Source organism: Mesorhizobium sp. M0968 (assembly GCF_040319065.1).
GTDB lineage: Bacteria > Pseudomonadota > Alphaproteobacteria > Rhizobiales > Rhizobiaceae > Mesorhizobium.
This window is the reverse complement of the sequence record NZ_JAMYNL010000002.1, coordinates 22,071-41,613: the sequence shown is the minus strand read 5'-3', so window position 1 is coordinate 41,613 and position 19,543 is coordinate 22,071. Positions and strand designations below refer to the sequence as shown.

Below are 19,543 nucleotides of genomic sequence, written 5' to 3'. Positions count from 1 at the left end.
TGCGAATGGTTCATATTGATGGTGTATTGGGCTTTCGATAGGTTTTTTCCGCATCGAACAGCGGGTTGCTGCCGTCGCTGGCAAGCGTCCCTTTGCCATCGCTCAGCCCCACCGTCCGATAAAAGCATGAACGTCGGCCGGTGTGACAAGTTGCTTGGTGACCCAGCATTTTGACGCGCAACCATATCGCGTCCTGGTCACAATCCGTGAGCATCTCGACGACCTGCTGGACATTGCCCGAGGTTTCGCCCTTCTTCCACAGCGCGTTGCGCGAACGCGACCAGTAGTGCGCGATGCCGGTCTCGAGCGTCAGCGCCAGCGCCTCGGCATTCATATGCGCGACCATCAGCAGCACGCCGTCTTCGGCATCGGTGACCACGACAGTGACGAGGCCGGCAGCATCGAAGCGCGGTGAAAGGACCGCGCCTTCCTCGAGTGCCTTCTTGTCTGTTGGAGCTTTCGGGAATTCCAATGCCGACATTCGCCGGTCCTTATCTAGCGAAGCCGGCAGGCCGATCAGATCCTGCCGCCGCGCACCATGGTGACGAAGCGGACCTGCTCTTCGGGTGTGTCCTTGAAGACGCCGGTGAAGGTTGAGGTCAGCGTGGTGGAGCCCTGCTTGCGGATGCCGCGCATGGCCATGCACATATGCTCGGCCTCAAGCATAACGGCCACACCGCGCGGATTGAGCACGTCCTGGATGACGCCGGCAATCTGCGCGGTCATCGCTTCCTGGGTCTGCAAGCGATGGGCGAAGATGTCGACGACACGGGCTATCTTGGACAGGCCGACAACCTTGCCGTCAGGCAGATAGCCGACATGCGCCTTGCCGATGATCGGCACCATGTGATGCTCGCAATGCGAGTGGAAGGATATGTCCTTGACGAGAACGAGGTCGTCATAGCCGGCAACTTCCTCAAAGGTGCGGCCAAGTTCCTCGGCTGGGCACATATCATAACCGTTGAACATTTCGCTGAACGCCTTGGTGACGCGCTTCGGCGTGTCGATCAGGCCCTCGCGGTCAGGGTTGTCGCCGGTCCAGCGCAACAAGGTGCGCACAGCGGCTTCGACTTCGGCCTCGCTCGGCCGGTCGGTGACCGGCTTTTCCATATAGGCAGACCGCGGCATGAGTTTCTTGATAACGGCGTCCATAAAGGCGTCTCCCGTAGTTCCTCTCTCAGGAGGAACGAGTTGAACGGACCACGACCTTTCGGGTGTCAGAAACTCGCCCGGTTTCCAGCCCGTAAGTGGCGTGAACAGAATTGGGTATGACGAGGTTTGTGGTCGCCTTGTCGATACCCGACTACCGCCATTATATATGTTCGTGCCGAGCGAAAGGAAGACGCCAGAGCGGCAATGACTGTTCGCTGGGCGGCGACGGATTGGAAAAATATGATCGACGATGTCTACAATGCGAAAATTCTGGGTTTTGCCGGAAACATCGCACGGATCGGCCGGCTCGACCGGCCCGACGCAACCGCACGAGCACATTCCAAGCTGTGCGGATCGACGGTGACCGTCGATCTGAAGATGGATGATGGCGTCGTCAGCGATTTCGCGCATGACGTGAAGGCCTGTGCGCTTGGCCAGGCGTCGTCGTCGATCATGGCGCAGCATGTCGTCGGCGCCAGCGCCGAAGAATTGCGCAGCGTGCGCGAGACGATGCTGAAGATGCTGAAGGAAAACGGCCCGCCGCCCGAAGGCCGCTTCGCCGACCTGAAATACCTGGAACCGGTGCGCGACTACAAGGCGCGCCACGCCTCGACCATGCTGACCTTCGACGCAGTGGTCGACGCCATCGGCCAGATCGAGAAGAAGCGGGCGGAAGAGGCGGCTTAAACCTTGGCGAGAAAACGCCGGCTTTCGGCGAATTCCGCCCGGACCCAGTCGGCAAAAGCCCTGGCTGGTTCGGAAAGGTCATTCAGCCTTCTGGCTACTAGCCAATAGGCGCCCGACGCGACGTCGATGTCGAAAGGCTTGATAAGCGCGCCGGACGCAAGTTCTTCGCCGATCTGCAAAAGATCGCCCAACGCGACACCATGTCCAAGCAAGGCTGCCTGCTTCGAAAGCGAAGCATCGGCCAGCATCGGACCGCGCGCAGGCACGGCATCAGCCGTCACGCCCGCCGCTTCGAACCAGCGTGCCCAAGCCTGACGGTTTTCTTCGTGCAGCAACGTATAGCGACCAAGGTCGATCGGCTTTTCCAGAGCTGGGCCGGATGCAAGAAGTGCCGGCGACAGAACTGGGGAATCGACGACCGCGGCAAGCTGTTCGGCTTCGCTGCGTGGCCATGAGGTGGCGTGCGCACTGAAACGCAGGGCAAGTTCGGGCTGATCGCTGCGAAACTCTATCAATCTCGGGTCGACCTCAAGGGAAACGTCGATGTCGGGTCGCAACTCGCGAAAGCGGTTGAGCCGCGGCACCAGCCATACGGATGCAAGCGATGGCTCGACGCTGACACGCACCACGGACTGCGTCGGGGCCGCCGTCAATTCCGAAAGCAGCCTGTCGATGCCCTCGAAACTTCTGACCAACTGGTCGAGCAGCCGCTGGCCGGTGTCGGTCAACTCGACGCGGCGATGATGGCGGAAGAACAAAGGTTGGCGCAGGAAGGTTTCGAGCTCGCGGATCTGTCGGCTGATCGCCGCCTGCGAAACATAAAGCTCCTCGGCCGCACGGCTGAAGCTCAGGTGACGACCGGCTGCTTCGAAGCTTCTGAGAGCCGTCAGGGGGAGGTGTCCGCGCTTCATTCGCATAACTCAGAGTTATCTGACGTGGACGTTATACTCGTTTGAAGAGCAAGGCCAGCGGCGCTCTAATCGGTGCTCAAGGAGTGCCGCCATGATCCAGTTTCTCAACATTCTGGGCGATATGATGCGGATCGCGACGTTTCAATGGTACGACGAGAAACCGCATAGGGATTGGTGCGAGGAGAGGCCGCCGACCAGCGTCGCCGTATGCCGAAGGCCGACGCCCGACCGCTATCCGGTTCGCCCTACCAGGCCATGACGGGATTGCCGGAACGGCATTGCGTTCCTGGCCCGATGCGCACATCTATCGCGTAGGGAAACGCGATGTGGAGACTGCGGTGGTCGGCCAACATCGGCATGCGCACGGCGCCAGGCCGATTCGACAAGGACGCAACTGGTCCGGCCCGTGGCGCAAGACGCCGGGCCGCGTCTTCGGCACGTCGCTTGTCCGACTTTACCAGCTGACGCTGTCCGGCTTCGTCGGCAATTCCTGCCGGCATCTGCCGACCTGTTCCGAATACGCGTACGAAGCGATCGCCCGCCACGGGCTGTGGGCCGGCGGCTGGATGGGGTTTTTCCGGGTGCTGCGCTGCGGACCGTTCGGCACGCACGGCATCGACCGGGTGCCTGAGGCACTGGCTGATCGCTACCTCTGGTTCACGCCATGGCGGTATTGGCGGATCGGGAAAAAACGTGGCGACCTGGACAGTTGACCGCAACTGTGCGGTGCACAGAGGGGTCGCTTTTTACGATCTGGTAGGGTTAACCGCAGCTTGCGCTGACATAGCGCATTTGAGACAAAATCGAGACAAGACACCTCGCTAAGCCGCTCCTGACACCCTTCAGGAGAGATTACCAAATGCGCCGGATAGATCGTCGTCCCTTCATTTTCGCCGTGGTTCTCTACGTCCTGGCGTGGCTGATGGGTTTTCCGATCCGTGCGCAATCGGCGCCGCTCGGGGACGTCGAATGCACGCTGATCGTCGACGCCGCAAGCGGCGAGACGCTGTATCGCCAAGGGACCTGTGATCAGCGCTTCAGCCCCGCCTCGACATTCAAGGTTCCGCTGGCGCTGATCGGCTATGATGCTGGAATCCTGAGCGACGAGCATACGCCAAGCTGGGAGTACAAGGCAGAGTTCAATGCCCCGAAACGGGACCGCAAGACCGTCGACCCGACGATCTGGGAAAGGGATTCGGTCCTTTGGTTCTCACGCGAGATTACGCGCCGGCTCGGCAGCAAACAGTTTGCCGGCTATGTGTCCAGATTGGACTATGGCAACACCGAAGTCTCCGGCACTGCCGGCAAGAATGACGGCCTCACCCATTCCTGGGTGAATTCTTCGCTCAAGATATCGCCGGTCGAGCAGGTCGATTTCCTGCGCAAGCTGCTGGCGCGAAAACTGCCGGTTTCGGACAAGGCCCATGCGATGACCAGCGCGATTGTCCCGACCTTCCGGGCAGGCGGCTGGACGGTGCAGGGCAAGACCGGAACGACCAGGCTCGGCGACAGCGCCGACAAGCGCTCGCTTGGCTGGTTTGTCGGCTGGGCGCAGACCGATGCTCGCAAGATCGTCTTTGCCCGCCTGGTAGTCGATACGAAACGTTCCGACACGCCAAAGGGACTCAAGACGCGGGCGATGTTCCTGAAAGATCTGCCGAATCTCCTCAGGTGACCTACATCCGGCTTTACGGCGCCGAAAACTGCCCATAAAAGACCGCTCGCCGCCGGACGCATCCGGCTCTTACTGATGCATGTCGTAGCGCCAAAACCGCTAAGCAGTCTTGGGCGACATGCATTTTACCACCCGCGCTCGTTTGCGGGACTGGATAGGAGAATCTTATGCTGAATTCCGTTTCCCTGACATTTCCCGATGGTTCCGTTCGCGATTACGACGCGGCGATGACCGGCGCCGGCCTGGCGGAATCGATCTCGAAGTCGCTGGCCAAGAAGGCCGTTGCCTATTCGATCGACGGCACGCTGCGCGATCTTTCCGACCCGATCGGCAGATCGGGCAAAGTCGAGATCATCACCCGCGAGGACCCGCGTGCGCTGGAGCTCATCCGCCACGATGCAGCCCATGTGCTGGCCGAAGCCGTGCAGGAACTTTGGCCGGGAACGCAGGTGACCATCGGGCCGGTGATCGAAAACGGGTTCTACTACGATTTTGCCCGCAACGAGCCGTTCACGCCCGACGATTTCCCGGTGATCGAGAAGAAGATGCGCGAGATCATTGCACGCAACAAGCCGTTCACCAAGGAGGTCTGGTCGCGCGAAAAGGCGAAAAGGATCTTTGCCGACAAGGGCGAGCGCTACAAGCTCGAGTTGATCGACGCCATCCCCGAGGACCAGGATCTCAAGATCTATGCACAGGGCGACTGGTTCGACCTCTGCCGCGGCCCGCATATGGCCGCGACCGGCCAGATCGGCAGCGCCTTCAAGCTGATGAAGGTCGCCGGCGCCTATTGGCGCGGCGACAGCAACAATCCGATGCTGACCCGCATCTACGGCACAGCCTGGGCCGATCAGGCGCAGCTCGAAGCCTATCAGACGATGCTGGAGGAGGCCGAGAAGCGCGACCACAGGAAGCTCGGCCGTGAGATGGACCTGTTCCACTTCCAGGAGGAGGGCCCCGGGGTCGTCTTCTGGCACGCCAAGGGCTGGAGGATGTTCCAGAACCTGGTCAATTACATGCGTCGCCGCCTCGACGAGCAGGGCTATCAGGAAGTCAACGCGCCGCAGGTGCTCGACAAGAGCCTGTGGGAGACGTCAGGCCACTGGGGCTGGTACCGGGACAACATGTTCAAGGTGACCGTTGCTGGCGACGACACCGACGACGACCGGGTGTTTGCGCTGAAGCCGATGAACTGCCCCGGTCACGTCCAAATCTTCAAGCACGGGCTGAAATCCTACCGCGATCTGCCGGTAAAACTTGCGGAATTCGGCAATGTGCATCGCTATGAGCCGTCCGGCGCGCTGCACGGGCTGATGCGCGTGCGCGGCTTTACCCAGGACGATGCGCACATCTTCTGCACCGAGGAACAGCTCGCCGACGAGTGCATCAAGATCAACGATCTGATCCTCTCGACCTATGCCGATTTCGGCTTCGACGAAATCACCGTCAAGCTGGCGACCCGCCCCGAAAAACGGGTCGGTACCGACGCGATGTGGGATCATGCCGAGGGCGTGCTGCAGGACGTGCTCGACAAGATCGCGGCGCGGTCGGGCAACCGGATCAAGACGGGCGTCAATCCGGGCGAGGGCACGTTCTACGGGCCGAAGTTCGAATATGTGCTGAAGGACGCCATCGGCCGCGACTGGCAATGCGGCACCACGCAGGTTGATTTCAACCTGCCTGAACGGTTCGGCGCCTTCTACATCGGCTCGGATTCGGAAAAGAAGCAGCCGGTGATGGTGCATCGCGCCATCTGCGGCTCGATGGAGCGGTTTCTCGGCATCCTGATCGAGAATTATTCCGGCCATTTCCCGCTCTGGTTCGCGCCGCTGCAGGTGGTGGTGGCGACGATCACTTCCGATGTCGACGATTACGCCCAGAAGGTCGTTGCGCAGCTGAAGGCGGCGGGGCTGATCGCCGAAGCCGATCTGCGCAACGAGAAGATCAACTACAAGGTCCGCGAGCATTCGCTGGCCAAGGTGCCGGTCATCCTCGTCTGCGGCAAGCGCGAGGCCGAGGAAGAAACGGTCAATATCCGTCGTCTCGGGTCGCGTGACCAGGAATCACTCGGCCTCGCAGCCGCCGTGAGGCTGCTTGCCGACGAGGCGGTGACACCCGACCGCAAGCGCCGCGCGGCCTGAACCAGTCGACGAGCAATGAATGGCGGTGGAGCGATCGACCGCCATTTTTATATTTTGTATGCCTGTCACGCCGCACGCCTATCTGGCAAATCGATCGACGTGCGCGTCGGCGACGCGCTGGCGCGACCCATGCACAAGGCAGCTTAGAGGGGCGCGTCTCAGTCGGCGCCTTCCTCGGAATCGATGGCCGAAGCCTCGGTGGCCAGAACCTCGATGTCCTGGTTGTGCCCAGCCACCACCGTAAAATCCTTCTGGTAGATGCGGTCGCGGTTCTTGGCGATGATGGTGTAGTCGCCCTCGGCCAGCACCATCGAGGCAAAGGCGCCGACGGTTTCCTTGATCGGATCGCCGGATTCGTTGAGCAGGGACCAGGAGGTGTCGGCGATCGCCTCGCCGCCTGGTTCGCGCACCAGCTTCATGGTCATCTCGGCGGCACGGTGCTCGACGGTCGCTTCGGTCAGCTTGCCGGCCTCGACGCGGATGTCGGAGCGGATGACCGCGTTCACCGCGCCATAGGTCGACACGACGTGGTAGGTGCCGGCATTGAGCCGCACGACGCTGTTCGGCTCGACATCGGGTATGATCAGGGCGCGATCGCCATCGGCCGCGGCGTGGCTCTCATAGATCGAGAAGCGCAGCTTCTTCGGCGGTATGCGTACCCCGCCGGACAGCACTGCATCGAGCTTGAGGCCACCGGCATCGAGCACGAGGCTCTCGCGCTTGGCTTCCTTGCCGACGGTGATGCGCTTGGTGGCGCCGGCCCGCCCGTAGGAGGCGTGGACCAGATACGAACCCGGCTCGAGCTGGAATATGGCGGTGCCGCCATGAGAGGAGGCGACCATCGTCAGCTTGCCGTCGCTGGCCGATTCGGGTTTGAAGACGCGCCAGACTATGCCGCGCGTGATGTCGGCGCCCTTGTCGGTCAATTGCGCCGACAGCGTGATCGCCCCGCTGCTGCCCAATGCCAGCGATGTCTCGCTTTTCGGAGGCGCATAGCCCGAAATTCCGGGAAGCTTCAGCTCGCCGAGGCCGTCTACATCCTGGGCGACGGCAAGCGAAACCGGCACCGTCAACAGTGCGGCAGCGAGCCATATCAGGAAAAGACGCAATGTCCCCTCAAACATGCCTTGCGTTGAAGCCCAAGGCGGTGGCAATTTCAAGGCTTAAGAGTCCGGTCGGCTTCTGCTACAGGGCTCTTTGTCCGGCGCGCCGCGCCAATGCCCAAGCCGCCCGATGTCCCGATGGTGCGCTTCAGCTCAAATTCCAGGAGACTTGCGCCCATGGCGTCGCCGATCATCGATTTTCTGCTGACCCGAAATTCCGCGCCGATCCCGGATTTGAAAGAACCGGCACCGGGCGATGCGGAGATCGCGACGATGATCGCCGCCGCCTCGCGGGTGCCGGACCACGGCCGGCTGGAGCCTTGGCGTTTCATCCTCTATCGCGGCGAGGCTCGCGTCGATATCGGCAAGAAGCTGGCAGCACTTGCCGAACAGCGCGAAGGGCCGCTGCCGGAAGGCCGCCGCAACCAGGAACTGGCGCGCTTTTCGCGCGCGCCGCTGGTCATCGGCGTGATTTCTATCCCCAGGGAAAACCCAAAGATCCCGCAATGGGAGATGTTCCTGTCCGGCGGCATGGCGGCGATGAACCTGATGCTTGCCGCCAATGCGCTGGGCTACGGCACCAACATGATCAGCAACTGGTATTCCGACGTGCCCGAGGGCAGGGCGATCCTCGGCCTGGCGCCGCATGAGCGGGTCGTCGGCTTCGTCCATATCGGCTCCTACCAGGGGCCAGCGCCGGAACGACCGCGGCCCGATCCGGCAAAGCTCTATGCCGACTATTCAGGGCCGTGGGTGGGATAATTCCGGCGCGGAACAGACCCCTAAGGATCAAGCTCCGATGCCTTGGCTCGCGCTAGGAGCCGCTCTGCGAGCTTGAGATGCGGCCGATCGTACATCTTGCCGTCGATGCCGACGACGCCTGGATTTCCTGCCGCCTCGAACGCCTCGACGATCGCCAGGGCGCTTTTCACCGCTTGCGCCGAAGGCGTGAAGGCGGCGTTGATGACCGGCACCTGCGCCGGATGGATCGCCATCTTGCCGGTGAAACCGTCGCGCTCGGCCTCGGCGCATTCGGCCTCGAAGCCGGCCATGTCGCGAAAATCCGGAAAGACGGTGTCGATTGCCGCGACTTCCGCGGCACTTGCGGCAAGCATGGTCATGGTGCGGGCGAGGCGGAACACATCCGTGTAGCGGCCATTCGCGTCGCGCGTCGCGCGCGCGCCAATCGCCGCCGACAAATCTTCCGCCCCCCAGGTGACGCCGACAAGCCGCGCGCTTGCACGGGCGTAGGTCGCTGCGGCCAAGACGCCTGCGGCCGTTTCTGTGATGATCGGCAGGATCCTTATCGCGCCATCCGGTAGGCCGCTTTCGGCTTCGTGCACCCTGAGCTTGGCCGAGAGATGCTGGACATCCAGTCCGCTGTTCGACTTAGGCAGCATGATGCCGTCTGGTTTTGCTGGCACGAGCGCGGCCAGATCGTCGTCGGTCAGTCCGGTCGAAAGATCGTTGACGCGCACATAGATCGCGGAGCTGGTCCGGTGCCTGTGCTCGGCGATAAAACGCGCCGCTGTGTCGCGCGCCAGACCTTTGTTCTGCGCAGCAATCGAATCCTCGAGGTCGACGATGACCACGTCGGCGCCTACGCCAAAGCCCTTCTCCAGCTTCTTTTCCGAATCGCCGGGAACGAAGAGCAGAGAACGCATCGGCTATGCCTTTTTCATCATCATGGCTTGCCTCGTGCATTTGGCAACCAGCACATCGTTCTGGTTATAGGCGCGATGCTCGAGCTCGACGATGCCGCGGTCCGGCTTCGACCTGGATTCACGCACCGAAACCACCGTGGTCTCGACGCGAATGGTGTCGCCATGGAAGACGGGGTGCGGAAACACTGTCTCCTTCATGCCGAGATTGGCGATGGTGGTGCCGACGGTGATGTCATTGACCGAGATGCCGATCATCAGGCCAAGCGTGAACAGCGAATTGACCAGCGGCTTGCCCCATTCGCTCTTCGCCGCGAAGTCGAAGTCGATGTGCAGCGGCTGCGGGTTCAGCGTCATCACCGAAAACAGCATATTGTCGCTTTCGGTCACGGTCTTGCGCAGCGTGTGCTTGAACACATGGCCGAGAACGAACTCCTCAAGGTAAAGTCCGGCCATTGTCGATCTCCTCCGCTGCTTAAGGGTTGATAGGCGTTGCATACCGGGCTCGCAAGCCAGTTAACGAACATGGTGAACCGTTCGTAAACCATTTGTGCCTACGGTCTCCGCCAGGGTCAGAAGCGTTCTGGCAAGGGGCGTAAGCAGGCGACATGGTCGTTTCGCATTTCCTGAAATGGATCCATACGGCGAAGGTGTCGGAGCGTGCTGCGGCGGCAAGCGCGCTGGCTCGCGCCTATGTCGACTCGGAGCTGCCTTTCGAGGACCGCTGCGCTGCCGAGGCGGCGCTGACGTTGCTGCTCGATGACGTATCGTCGAAGGTGCGGGCGGCGATCGCCGACGCGCTTTCCATGAGCCATCATGCGCCGCCGCAGATCGTCAGCGCGCTGGCCTCGGACCAGCCGGAAGTCGCAGCCTTGGTGCTGGCGCGCTCGCCGCTGCTCACCGATGCCGACCTGATCGATCGGGTTGCCGGCGGCCAGAAGGCGACGCAGAAGGTGATCGCCGACCGGCCACGCGTCTCGATGTCGGTTGCGGCGGCGATCGCCGAGATCGGCGAGCCGGAAGCCTGCGCCACGCTGCTCGCCAACAGCGGCGCCGACATCGCATCCGTCAGCTTTCGCCGCATGGCCGAGCGGCACGGCCATCTGCCTCTGGTGCGCGAGGCGCTGATCGCCGACACCCGGCTGCCCGCCGATTGCCGGCATACGCTGCTGGTCAAGCTCGGGGAGATGCTCAAGGGGTCGCCGCTGGTGCTGGCGCTGATGGGCGCCGCCAGGGCCGAGCGCGTCACGCGCGATGCTTGCATCAAGGCTTCGGTGACGCTGATCGAAGGCACGCGGACAGAGGAACATACCGCACTTGTCGAACATCTGCGCCTGCGCGGCGACCTGACCGCAAGCTTCGTCGTCCGCACCATTGCGCACGGCAAGGTCGACTTCTTTGGTTCGGCGCTGGTCGCGCTCAGCCAACAGTCCGAACAACGGGTGAGAGCACTGCTGGCCGGCGGGCATGACATAGCGTTGCAGGCACTGTTCCGCAGCGCCGGGCTTGCCGCCGCCACCCACGCCATCATTCTGCGCGCGCTGAAGGTCTGGCGCGAGGTCGCCAATGGCAAACGCCTCGCCGGCGTCCAGGAAGTCAGCTGGCTGATGCTGAAGGAATTGGGCGGACAGTCCGCCGAAGGCGATCTCGCCGGACTGGTCAAATCGATCCATCTCGACGCGCTGCGCGAGAACGCACGCGGGCACGCGCTGGCGATCGCTGCTGCCTAAACCCGGTCCTTCGCGAAAAAATCCGGAAAATCCTCGATCGCGGCGGCAATGATGCGCAGCGAGGCGGCGATCTGCAGCATTTCGGCCGCGACGCTGCGCTCCGCGATGCCTGCTGCATACTGCCTGGCGACTGCGACGGTCGCCGTCTGCGGCTCGCCGGGACGCCTGAACAGCAGTTCGCGTGCCAGACCGCGCAGGAAATTGGCGATGGAAAGTGCTGTTTCAGGTGGGATCGCGGAACTCTGTTGCGCGTTGCGCAGCCGCAGGATTTCGAGGCCGACAGTAACGGCAGCAATGCCGCCGTCGAGAACGGCGTTGCCTTTCTCGCCGGCGTTCTGCAGCAGCGGCATCAACTGATTGACCCGATCATAGGCAAGGCTCTCGAAAGCCAGTCGCCGCGGCATGCGCTCATGCAGACAAAGGCGGGCAAGATCTTCGCGCATGGCTTGCAGGATGCGGTTGACGGTGACCCAGGGGTCGGCGGGCAGCACGACGGCGAAGACGCCGATCGCCAGAAGAATGCCGACAAGGACCGCTGCCGAATTGGCGAGGAACGGCTCCGGATCGTAGGTCATGACCTGATGTGGGCTGAGGAAGGCGAGGAAATTGATCGCAAAGGCCGTTGCCACGCCGACATAGCGCGGATTGGCCATGGCCAGTGCCGCTGGTACCAGGATCGGCACGACAAAGACCATGAACCAGCCAAAGCCCGGCAGCGCTGGAAGTGCTATCTGCCCGACCACAAACGCGAACGGCAGGGCGAGCAACGTGCCCTCGAAGAAGTTCCATGCCGACCGGATCGGATCGGCGCGCGCGGCGAACAAGCTGGAGACAACGGCGACCAGAATGACCGTGCCGGTCGCGTCCGACCATTTCGTCGCCAGCCAGAAGCCGGCGACCAGGAGCGTGGCGATTGCTGCGCGCACCGCATTGCGCGATGCCGCACGGTAATCGCGGTGCACCACCAGCGCTGGCTGCCGCCGTTCGCGACTGGCACGAGACGGGGGAGAGCGGAGTGCATCCAGGCCGCGCAGCACTTGCTGCATTGCCCCGGCGAAGTCGGCGGCAATGGTTAGACGGGTGACAGTGCCAGCCCAGTCAATGTCTTGCCCGGCCGCGACGTCAGGCATCTGTCGCGCCTTGCCGGCGATTGCGTCGAGCCGCGCCACCCAGGGCGCCGTATCGTCCAGCGCGCCCGGCTTGGCTACCAGTTCGCGGACAACGGCCTGCAACTCGGCGCGAACTGGGATGAGGGCTACATTCTTCGGAGCGGCATGGGCATGCAGCGCACGCGCCGCCGACAGGGCCGACAGAAGCTGGCCGATGGTACGCCGGACCGGATAGGCGCGGGTGGCGAGGCTCGGCCCCTCCAGCCTTGCGTAGGTGCGCATCTCGCCGAGCGTCTGGACGTCGCCGATCAGCTTGCGGTGCAGCCCGGCAAGCTTTTCCGCATCGCCGCCGGAAAAAGCGCCGTCCGCATAGGCTGCCAGGTCGAGAATGCTGCGTTTCAGTCTTGAGATGATGGCGTCGGCGGCCAGTTTCGGCAGGATCAGCCGGCTGGTCAGCGCAGCGCAGACGATACCAAGCACGATTTCCGCGCAGCGCGCCACGGCGAGATCGATGACGAGGTGCGGCTGGCCGAAAGCCGGCAGGCCGATGATCATCGCGGTGTAGCCGGCAAGCGCCGCGCCATAGGCTTCCGGATTGCGTAGCAGCGACGAGACCAGCGAGCAGATGCCGATCCAGACGGCAAGAACTGCAACCAGCAACCAGGGGTTAGCATCGAAAACAGTGGTAATGCCGATCGCCGCCAGCGCGCCGGCAAGCGTGCCGAGGAGACGATAAAACCCCTTCGCCAGCACCATGCCGGCGACCGGCTGTGCGACGATGAACACCGTCATCATCGCCCATTGCGGGTGGTCGAGCTTCAGCGCATAGGCGGCCAATATCGCGATGAGGCCGGCCGAAACGGTGCGCAGGGCAAAGATCCAGTCCGAACGCGTCGGCCGCGTCAGGCCAGCGATCCGCGTGCCGATATCGTCCTTCAGCCGCGCCCAGGTCAAGTGCTCGTCTCCAGCTCAGAAGGCCAAGCTAGCGGCGGGAGCTCAGATATCCAGCACTTCCGTCTCGGCGAATTCCGCGCGTTCCTGGATGAAGCGGAAACGGGCCTCGGGCTTGGTCCCCATCAATGCGTCGACCGCATCCTTGGTCGCCGCCTCGGCATCGATAACGTCGACCCTGAGCAGCGTGCGCTTTTTCGGGTCCATGGTGGTTTCCTTGAGCTGGGCAGCCATCATTTCGCCCAGCCCCTTGAAGCGGCCGATTTCGACCTTGCCGCGCCCGGTGAATTCGGTGCGCAGGAGTTCGTCCTTGTGCGCATCGTTGCGGGCATAGGCGACCTTGCCGCCTTGCCGGATCGAATAAAGCGGCGGCACCGCCAGATAGAGATGGCCGCCGCGGACCAGGCTCGGCATCTCCTGGTAGAAAAAGGTGATCAGCAACGAGGCGATATGGGCGCCGTCGACGTCGGCATCGGTCATGATGATGACCCGGTCGTAACGCAGGTCCTCGTCGCGATATCTCGAGCGCGTGCCGCAACCAAGCGCCTGGATGAGGTCGGATATCTGCTGGTTGGCGGCAAGCTTGTCGTTGCCGGCGCTGGCGACGTTGAGGATCTTGCCGCGCAGCGGCAGCACCGCCTGGCTGGCGCGGTCGCGCGCCTGCTTTGCCGAACCGCCGGCCGAATCGCCCTCGACGATGAACAACTCGGCACCGGCGGCGGCATTCTGCGTGCAGTCGGCGAGCTTGCCGGGCAGGCGCAGCTTGCGCACCGCACTCTTGCGCGACACTTCCTTTTCCTGGCGGCGGCGCACCCGCTCGTCGGCGCGCGCGATCACCCATTCGAGCAGTTTCGAAGCCTCCTGCGGATTGTCGGCCAGCCAGTGGTCGAACGGGTCGCGGATGGCGCTTTCGACGATGCGGATCGCCTCGATCGTCGCCAGCCTGTCCTTGGTCTGGCCGACGAATTCCGGTTCGCGGATGAACACCGACAGCATGCCCGCCGCCGAGATCATCACATCCTCGGAAGTGACGATCGAGGCGCGCTTGTTGCCGACCAGGTCGGCATAAGCGCGCAAGCCGCGCGTCAGGACGTTGCGGAAGCCGGCCTCATGCGTGCCGCCTTCGGCGGTCGGAATGGTGTTGCAATAGGAATTGACAAAACCGTCGCCGCCGAACCAGGTCACCGCCCATTCGAGCGAACCGTGGCCACCCTGCTTCTCGCTCTTACCGGCAAACATTTCACGGGTCACCTGGAATTCGTCGCCGAGCGAGGCTTTCAGATAATCCTTGAGGCCGCCCGGAAAATGGAATTCTGCCTTGGCCGGCGTCGTGTCCTTTTCCCTGATCAGCGACGGGTCGCAGGTCCAGCGGATTTCGACACCGCCGAACAGATAAGCCTTTGACCGCGCCATGCGGTAGAGCCGCGTCGGCTCGAAAGCAGCGCCCTTGCCGAAAATCTGCTCGTCTGGATGGAAGCGGATCTTCGTGCCGCGGCGGTTGTGCACCTCCCCGAGCTGCTCCAGGCCGGTCACAGGAATGCCGCGCGAGAACTTTTGCCGATAAAGTTTCCTTCCCAGCGCCACCTCGACCTCGAGATGGTCGGACAGCGCGTTGACCACGGAAACGCCGACACCGTGCAGGCCGCCGGACGTCTCGTAAACCTTGCTGTCGAACTTGCCGCCTGAATGCAGCGTCGTCATGATGAGTTCGAGCGCCGGCTTCTTGAATTTCGGGTGCGGATCGACCGGAATGCCGCGGCCGTTGTCGGTGACGGACAGGTATCCGTCGGCGGAAAGCTCGACATCGATGAAGGTCGCATGGCCGGCGACCGCCTCGTCCATCGAATTGTCGATGACCTCGGCGAACAGATGGTGCATCGCCTTGTCGTCGGTGCCGCCAATGTACATGCCCGGGCGGCGGCGCACCGGTTCCAGCCCCTCCAGCACTTCGATGTCGGCGGCACTATAGCTCTCGCTGGCGTCGCGGGGCGCCGGCCGCTTCGCCGCCTGCACCAGCGGGTCGGCCGGGCGCGCGGCGGCGCGAGCCGGTTGCGGCTGCTTGTCCAATTTGGCGAAAAGATCGTTATTGTCGTCCATGCCGGTCCTGGATTCCGATGCTGCGAATCACCACCCGATACTGCCACGCTTTTGGCGGGCAGGCGACGGTGGTTCCTGTTACGTTCGAGGATAGGGCCTCTTACTGCAAAACCATTCGACAGCCAAGCGGCGGAAATGGGGTCGAAGGTGGAGCATCGACGTTTTGTAAACCCTGTCCGAAGGTTACGCCGGAAGATTGGCTAAAAGGCGGTATTTGCGGACTGTCGCTGACCTAGAATGCAGCGGAACCCTCAAGAGGCAGTCGCTTAAGCATGTTGGATTACAGTTCGCTCCTGCTCGCGGCGGCGCTGTCGGGCACGTGCCTTAGCATCACCATGTTTGCCATCTGGTTCAGCGCGCCACAGGCACGCTTTGTGCTGACGGTGGCGTGTGGCATTCTCGTGCTCGTCGCACATGTGGTGTTGTTCTGGCATTACACCAGGGATCCAAGCGCCTGGCTTTGCCAGATCGTGCTTGCGCTGCTCAGCCTCGGCTTCCTGATCATCTGCCTGTCGGCCATGCAATACCTCGGCATAGGCGACTACAGGCGAGCCATCTTGCCGACCTTGGTTGCGATGGCCGTTTGCGCGGGCGCGACGTATCTCGGGTTTGATGGTGTCGGCTTTATTGTCACCTACGCGACGGTAACGGCGCTGCTCTCGCTCATCGGGGCGATGTTCTGGATTGAGGGTGGTCACGATCGCCGGATATTGCTGGTCGTCTCGTTCCTGAGCGGCGTCTGTGCCCTGTCGTTCGGACTTTGCGGCGCGGTCCTGCTGGTCACGGGCCAATGGGTGCTCGGTGTAGCACCGGACAATTGGGCCGAGCGGGTGAATTCCGTCGTGGCCGTCGCCTGCATGACCGGGCTCGGCGCATTGACGCTCTCCCTGCACCATTTGCAGGCGCAGATCGAACTGAAGGCCGAGACGATGACCGATCCATTGACCGGGCTGATGAATCGGCGGGCGTTGACGGCACTCTACGGCGAGCGGGTCTTCGGTCCGTTCATGTCCGTTGCCATGTTCGACCTTGACCATTTCAAGAGGACGAACGACGTATTCGGTCACCCGGTCGGCGACCAGGTTCTGTGCCGCTTTGCCGCCGTCATCAGGAAATACGCCCGGACCGGCGTCGACGCCTTCCGGTTGGGCGGCGAGGAATTCGTGCTCGTCATGTCGCGGATGACGGAAGAGAAGGCCTATGACATTGCGAGCAAGATCAGCGTCGCCTTCGGCACGGAAGTCGTGGCCACCCAACTCGGTCCGTTGCGAAGCACAGTCAGCGGCGGCATCGGCTTTGGCGGAACAAACGGCACCGGTCTCGACGATGTGCTGGCCGAAGCCGACGCAGCACTCTATGCGGCAAAGCGCGCCGGGCGAAATCGCGTCGTCGTCCGGGACCGGGCGAGCAAGGCCGACGGGCCGGCCTTGCGTTCTGCCTGATTGAGGTTTCTATCTTCTTGTTAGACCCATGATCTTGTCCGAAAACCGGATTCCACTTTTCGGGATCATGATCTATTCCGCCGCACCCAGATATTCCGACAGCGGCGGGCAGGAGCAGACAAGGTTGCGGTCGCCGGCGACATTGTCGATGCGTGACACCGGCGGCCAGTACTTTGCTGCGGTGTCGGCATCGCCGGCTGGATAGGCTGCCTCCAGACGCGAATAGGGATGGGTCCACTGGCCGGCCAATGCCTCGGCGGCGGTGTGCGGCGCGTTGACCAGAGGATTGTCGCCCAACGGCCATTCGCCCTTCGCCACCTTGGCTGCCTCGCCGGCTATGGCGATCATCGCCTCGCAGAAACGATCCAGCTCGCGCTTGGGCTCGGACTCGGTCGGCTCGACCATCAGCGTGCCGGCCACCGGGAACGACATGGTCGGCGCGTGGAAGCCATAGTCGATCAGCCGCTTGGCGATATCGTCGACGCTGATGCCGGCGCTGTCCTTGAGCACGCGGGTGTCGAGGATGCATTCATGCGCGACGCGTCCGTTGCGCCCTTTGTAAAGCAGTGGGAAATGCTCGCCAAGCCGCGTCGCCACATAGTTGGCGGAGATGATCGCCGTCTCGGTCGCCTGCTTCAGGCCGGAAGCGCCCATCATGCGGATATACATCCAGGTGATCGGCAGGATGGAGGCACTGCCGAACGGTGCCGCCGCCACGGCATGGGCCGAGCCTTCGGTGACGTGGCCGGGCAGATATGGCTTCAAATGCGCCTTGACGCCGATCGGGCCGACGCCGGGGCCGCCGCCGCCATGCGGGATGCAGAAGGTCTTGTGCAGGTTCATGTGGCAGACATCGGCGCCGATATCGCCGGGACGGGCGAGGCCGACCAGCGCGTTGAGGTTGGCGCCGTCGAAATAGACCTGGCCGCCATGGCTGTGGACGAGGGCACAGAGATCGCGCGCGCCTTCCTCGAAGACGCCATGCGTCGAAGGATAGGTGAACATCAGCGCCGCAAGGTTGTGCGCATGCTCGGCCGCCTTGGCCTGCAGGTCGGCCGTATCGATATTCCCGTCCTCGGTGCAGCGCACGACGACGACGCTCATGCCGGCCATGGCAGCACTTGCCGGATTGGTGCCATGCGCCGAGGACGGGATCAGGCAGACGGTGCGATGGCCTTCGCCGCGTGAGCGGTGGTAGCCGCGAATGGCGAGCAGCCCGGCATATTCGCCCTGGCTGCCGGCATTGGGCTGCAGGGTCACCGCGTCGAAGCCGGTGATCTCCGCCAGCCAGCCTTCCAGCTCGTCGATCATGGCGCGATAGCCGGTCGAATGGTCAGCCGGGGCGAAGGGATGCAGGTTGGCGACATCAGGCCAGCTCACCGGCATCATTTCGGCGGCGGCGTTGAGCTTCATGGTGCAGGAGCCGAGCGGGATCATGGCGCGGTCAAGCGCCAGGTCCTTGTCGGACAGCCGGCGCAGGAAGCGCATCATGTCGGTTTCCGAGTGGTTTTCGCGGAAGACGGGCTGGGTGAGAAACTCGTTGCCGCGCGGTTTTCCTGGCATGGAACTGCCGGCGGCAACGCCGGCCTTGGCGCCGAAAAGTGCTGCGATCGCCTCCAGATCGGCTTCGGTGGAGGTCTCGTCGAAGCTGATGCCGACATGGTCGGCGTCGATGACGCGCAGCAGCCGACCGGTCTTCTCGGCGGCGGCGGCGATGGCGCCGGCTTTGCCTTTCACTTCCACGGTCACAGTGTCGAAGCCGCTTTCGCCGAGTACCGAAACGCCCGCTGCCTTGAGGCCGGCAGCCAGGCGGTTGGCCAGCGTGTGCACGCGGCCGGCAATCGCCTGCAGCCCGGCAGGGCCATGCCAGATCGCATAGGCCGTCGCCATGTTGGCGAGCAGCGCCTGCGCGGTGCAGATGTTGGACGTCGCCTTGTCGCGGCGGATATGCTGCTCGCGTGTCTGCAAAGCGAGGCGATAACCGGGACGGCCCTTGCTATCCGTCGACTGGCCAACGAGCCGGCCGGGCATCAGCCGTGTCAGCCTGTCGGAGACGGCGCAATAGGCGGCGTGCGGCCCGCCAAAGCCCATCGGCACACCAAAACGCTGCATCGGGCCGACGGCGATGTCGGCGCCAAGCCTGGCCGGCGCATCGGTCAGCGTCAGGCCAAGCGGGTCGGCGATGAAGACGACCAGCGCGCCGGCCGCGCGGGCCTTGTCGATTGCTGCCTTGTGATTGCCGTAGACGCCGAACGTATCGGGCCAGGAGACCAGCAGGGCGGCGGTGTTGTCGTCGATCACCTCGCCGTCGACCTCGATGCCAAGCGGCTCGGCACGGGTGCGCACGACGTCCAGCGTCTGCGGGTGCGGCGTGCCGGCCAGTGCCACCTTGGTGCGCTTGTCGCGATGGTGGCGCAGCGCGATGCCGACAGCTTCGGCCACCGCCGTCGCCTCGTCGAGCAGCGAGGCCGATGCCACCGGCAGGCCGGTCAGTTCCGTCACCAGCGTCTGGAAGTTGAACAGCATTTCCAGCCGGCCCTGACTGATCTCGGCTTGGTAAGGCGTGTAAGCCGTATACCAGGCCGGGTTCTCGAACAGGTTGCGCTGGATCACCGGCGGCACGTGGACGCCATGATACCCGGCACCGATGAAGCTCTTCAGCACCGTGTTCTTTGCCATCGTCGCCGCGAGCTCGGCCAGCGCTTCCGCTTCGGTTGCGGGCGCGGGCAGGGCCAGCGGCCGGTCGAGCCGGATCGACTTCGGCACTGCCTGGCTAATCAGGGTCTCGACCGAAGGAACGCCGATCGTCGCCAGCATGGCTCTGACGTCATGGAGGCCCGGGCCGATATGGCGAGCCGAGAAGGGGTAGGGTGCTGCGGTCATC

The 19,543-nt window shown here is 63.2% G+C and carries 16 protein-coding genes; 7 read left to right on the top strand and 9 right to left on the bottom strand.

All coding sequences use genetic code 11. The features are described 5' to 3' along the window. Nucleotides 1-10: 10 nt before the first annotated feature. Together hisI and folE are read right to left on the bottom strand one after the other, a co-directional pair. Nucleotides 11-481 (bottom strand): phosphoribosyl-AMP cyclohydrolase, encoded by a 471-nt coding sequence (gene hisI, locus NKH67_RS03035; protein ID WP_352500848.1) that lies wholly within the window; start codon nucleotides 479-481, stop codon nucleotides 11-13. A gap of 35 nt (nucleotides 482-516) precedes the next feature. Beyond that, complete coding sequence (gene folE, locus NKH67_RS03030; protein ID WP_352466975.1) at nucleotides 517-1,152, bottom strand: GTP cyclohydrolase I FolE; 636 nt, start codon at nucleotides 1,150-1,152, stop codon at nucleotides 517-519. A 240-nt stretch (nucleotides 1,153-1,392) separates the two neighbouring features. On the opposite strand from folE, the gene NKH67_RS03025 reads away from it, so the two are divergent. Then, nucleotides 1,393-1,839, top strand: coding sequence for an iron-sulfur cluster assembly scaffold protein (locus NKH67_RS03025; RefSeq protein ID WP_023678879.1), 447 nt, complete (start codon nucleotides 1,393-1,395; stop codon nucleotides 1,837-1,839). Here the strand turns inward: NKH67_RS03025 and NKH67_RS03020 are convergent. Then, on the bottom strand, nucleotides 1,836-2,750 hold the full coding sequence (locus NKH67_RS03020) for a LysR substrate-binding domain-containing protein (protein ID WP_352500847.1): 915 nt from the start codon (nucleotides 2,748-2,750) through the stop codon (nucleotides 1,836-1,838). The genes NKH67_RS03025 and NKH67_RS03020 overlap by 4 nt on opposite strands. Nucleotides 2,751-3,088: 338 nt before the next feature. Between NKH67_RS03020 and yidD the strand changes: the two genes are divergently transcribed. The 3 genes from yidD (at nucleotide 3,089) to thrS (ending at nucleotide 6,566) form a co-directional block, all read left to right on the top strand. Then, nucleotides 3,089-3,463 (top strand): membrane protein insertion efficiency factor YidD, encoded by a 375-nt coding sequence (gene yidD / locus NKH67_RS03015; protein WP_352451412.1) that lies wholly within the window; start codon nucleotides 3,089-3,091, stop codon nucleotides 3,461-3,463. A 146-nt stretch (nucleotides 3,464-3,609) separates the two neighbouring features. Then, complete coding sequence (gene blaOXA, locus NKH67_RS03010) at nucleotides 3,610-4,425, top strand: class D beta-lactamase (RefSeq protein ID WP_352473908.1); 816 nt, start codon at nucleotides 3,610-3,612, stop codon at nucleotides 4,423-4,425. A 167-nt stretch (nucleotides 4,426-4,592) separates the two neighbouring features. Then, a complete protein-coding gene (gene thrS, locus NKH67_RS03005; RefSeq protein WP_352500846.1) occupies nucleotides 4,593-6,566 on the top strand; it encodes a threonine--tRNA ligase in 1,974 nt (657 codons plus the stop codon). Nucleotides 6,567-6,724: 158 nt separating this feature from the next. On the opposite strand, the gene NKH67_RS03000 is transcribed toward thrS, so the two are convergent. After that, on the bottom strand, nucleotides 6,725-7,690 hold the full coding sequence (locus NKH67_RS03000; protein ID WP_352500845.1) for an RgsD C-terminal domain-containing protein: 966 nt from the start codon (nucleotides 7,688-7,690) through the stop codon (nucleotides 6,725-6,727). A 156-nt stretch (nucleotides 7,691-7,846) separates the two neighbouring features. On the opposite strand from NKH67_RS03000, the gene NKH67_RS02995 reads away from it, so the two are divergent. Further along, on the top strand, nucleotides 7,847-8,431 hold the full coding sequence (locus NKH67_RS02995) for a nitroreductase family protein (protein ID WP_352500844.1): 585 nt from the start codon (nucleotides 7,847-7,849) through the stop codon (nucleotides 8,429-8,431). 20 nt (nucleotides 8,432-8,451) lie between these two features. On the opposite strand, the gene NKH67_RS02990 is transcribed toward NKH67_RS02995, so the two are convergent. After that, nucleotides 8,452-9,333: an HpcH/HpaI aldolase/citrate lyase family protein gene (locus NKH67_RS02990; protein WP_352500843.1), complete on the bottom strand. Its 882-nt coding sequence runs from the start codon at nucleotides 9,331-9,333 to the stop codon at nucleotides 8,452-8,454. Between the two features lie 3 nt (nucleotides 9,334-9,336). Beyond that, nucleotides 9,337-9,828, bottom strand: coding sequence for a MaoC family dehydratase (locus NKH67_RS02985; RefSeq protein ID WP_502893713.1), 492 nt, complete (start codon nucleotides 9,826-9,828; stop codon nucleotides 9,337-9,339). A gap of 110 nt (nucleotides 9,829-9,938) precedes the next feature. On the opposite strand from NKH67_RS02985, the gene NKH67_RS02980 reads away from it, so the two are divergent. Further along, nucleotides 9,939-11,060 (top strand): DUF2336 domain-containing protein, encoded by a 1,122-nt coding sequence (locus NKH67_RS02980; RefSeq protein ID WP_352451348.1) that lies wholly within the window; start codon nucleotides 9,939-9,941, stop codon nucleotides 11,058-11,060. On the opposite strand, the gene NKH67_RS02975 is transcribed toward NKH67_RS02980, so the two are convergent. Next, nucleotides 11,057-13,123 carry an FUSC family protein gene (locus tag NKH67_RS02975; protein WP_352500841.1) on the bottom strand — a complete coding sequence of 689 codons (2,067 nt, stop codon included), beginning with the start codon at nucleotides 13,121-13,123 and terminating at the stop codon, nucleotides 11,057-11,059. The two genes, NKH67_RS02980 and NKH67_RS02975, sit on opposite strands and share 4 nt — an antisense overlap. A 42-nt stretch (nucleotides 13,124-13,165) precedes the next feature. Beyond that, nucleotides 13,166-15,217 (bottom strand): DNA topoisomerase IV subunit B, encoded by a 2,052-nt coding sequence (gene parE, locus NKH67_RS02970; RefSeq protein ID WP_352500840.1) that lies wholly within the window; start codon nucleotides 15,215-15,217, stop codon nucleotides 13,166-13,168. Between the two features lie 272 nt (nucleotides 15,218-15,489). Between parE and NKH67_RS02965 the strand changes: the two genes are divergently transcribed. Continuing rightward, a complete protein-coding gene (locus NKH67_RS02965; RefSeq protein WP_352500839.1) occupies nucleotides 15,490-16,659 on the top strand; it encodes a GGDEF domain-containing protein in 1,170 nt (389 codons plus the stop codon). Nucleotides 16,660-16,731: 72 nt separating this feature from the next. On the opposite strand, the gene gcvP is transcribed toward NKH67_RS02965, so the two are convergent. Continuing rightward, complete coding sequence (gcvP, locus tag NKH67_RS02960) at nucleotides 16,732-19,542, bottom strand: aminomethyl-transferring glycine dehydrogenase (protein WP_352500838.1); 2,811 nt, start codon at nucleotides 19,540-19,542, stop codon at nucleotides 16,732-16,734. Nucleotide 19,543 lies beyond the last annotated feature (1 nt).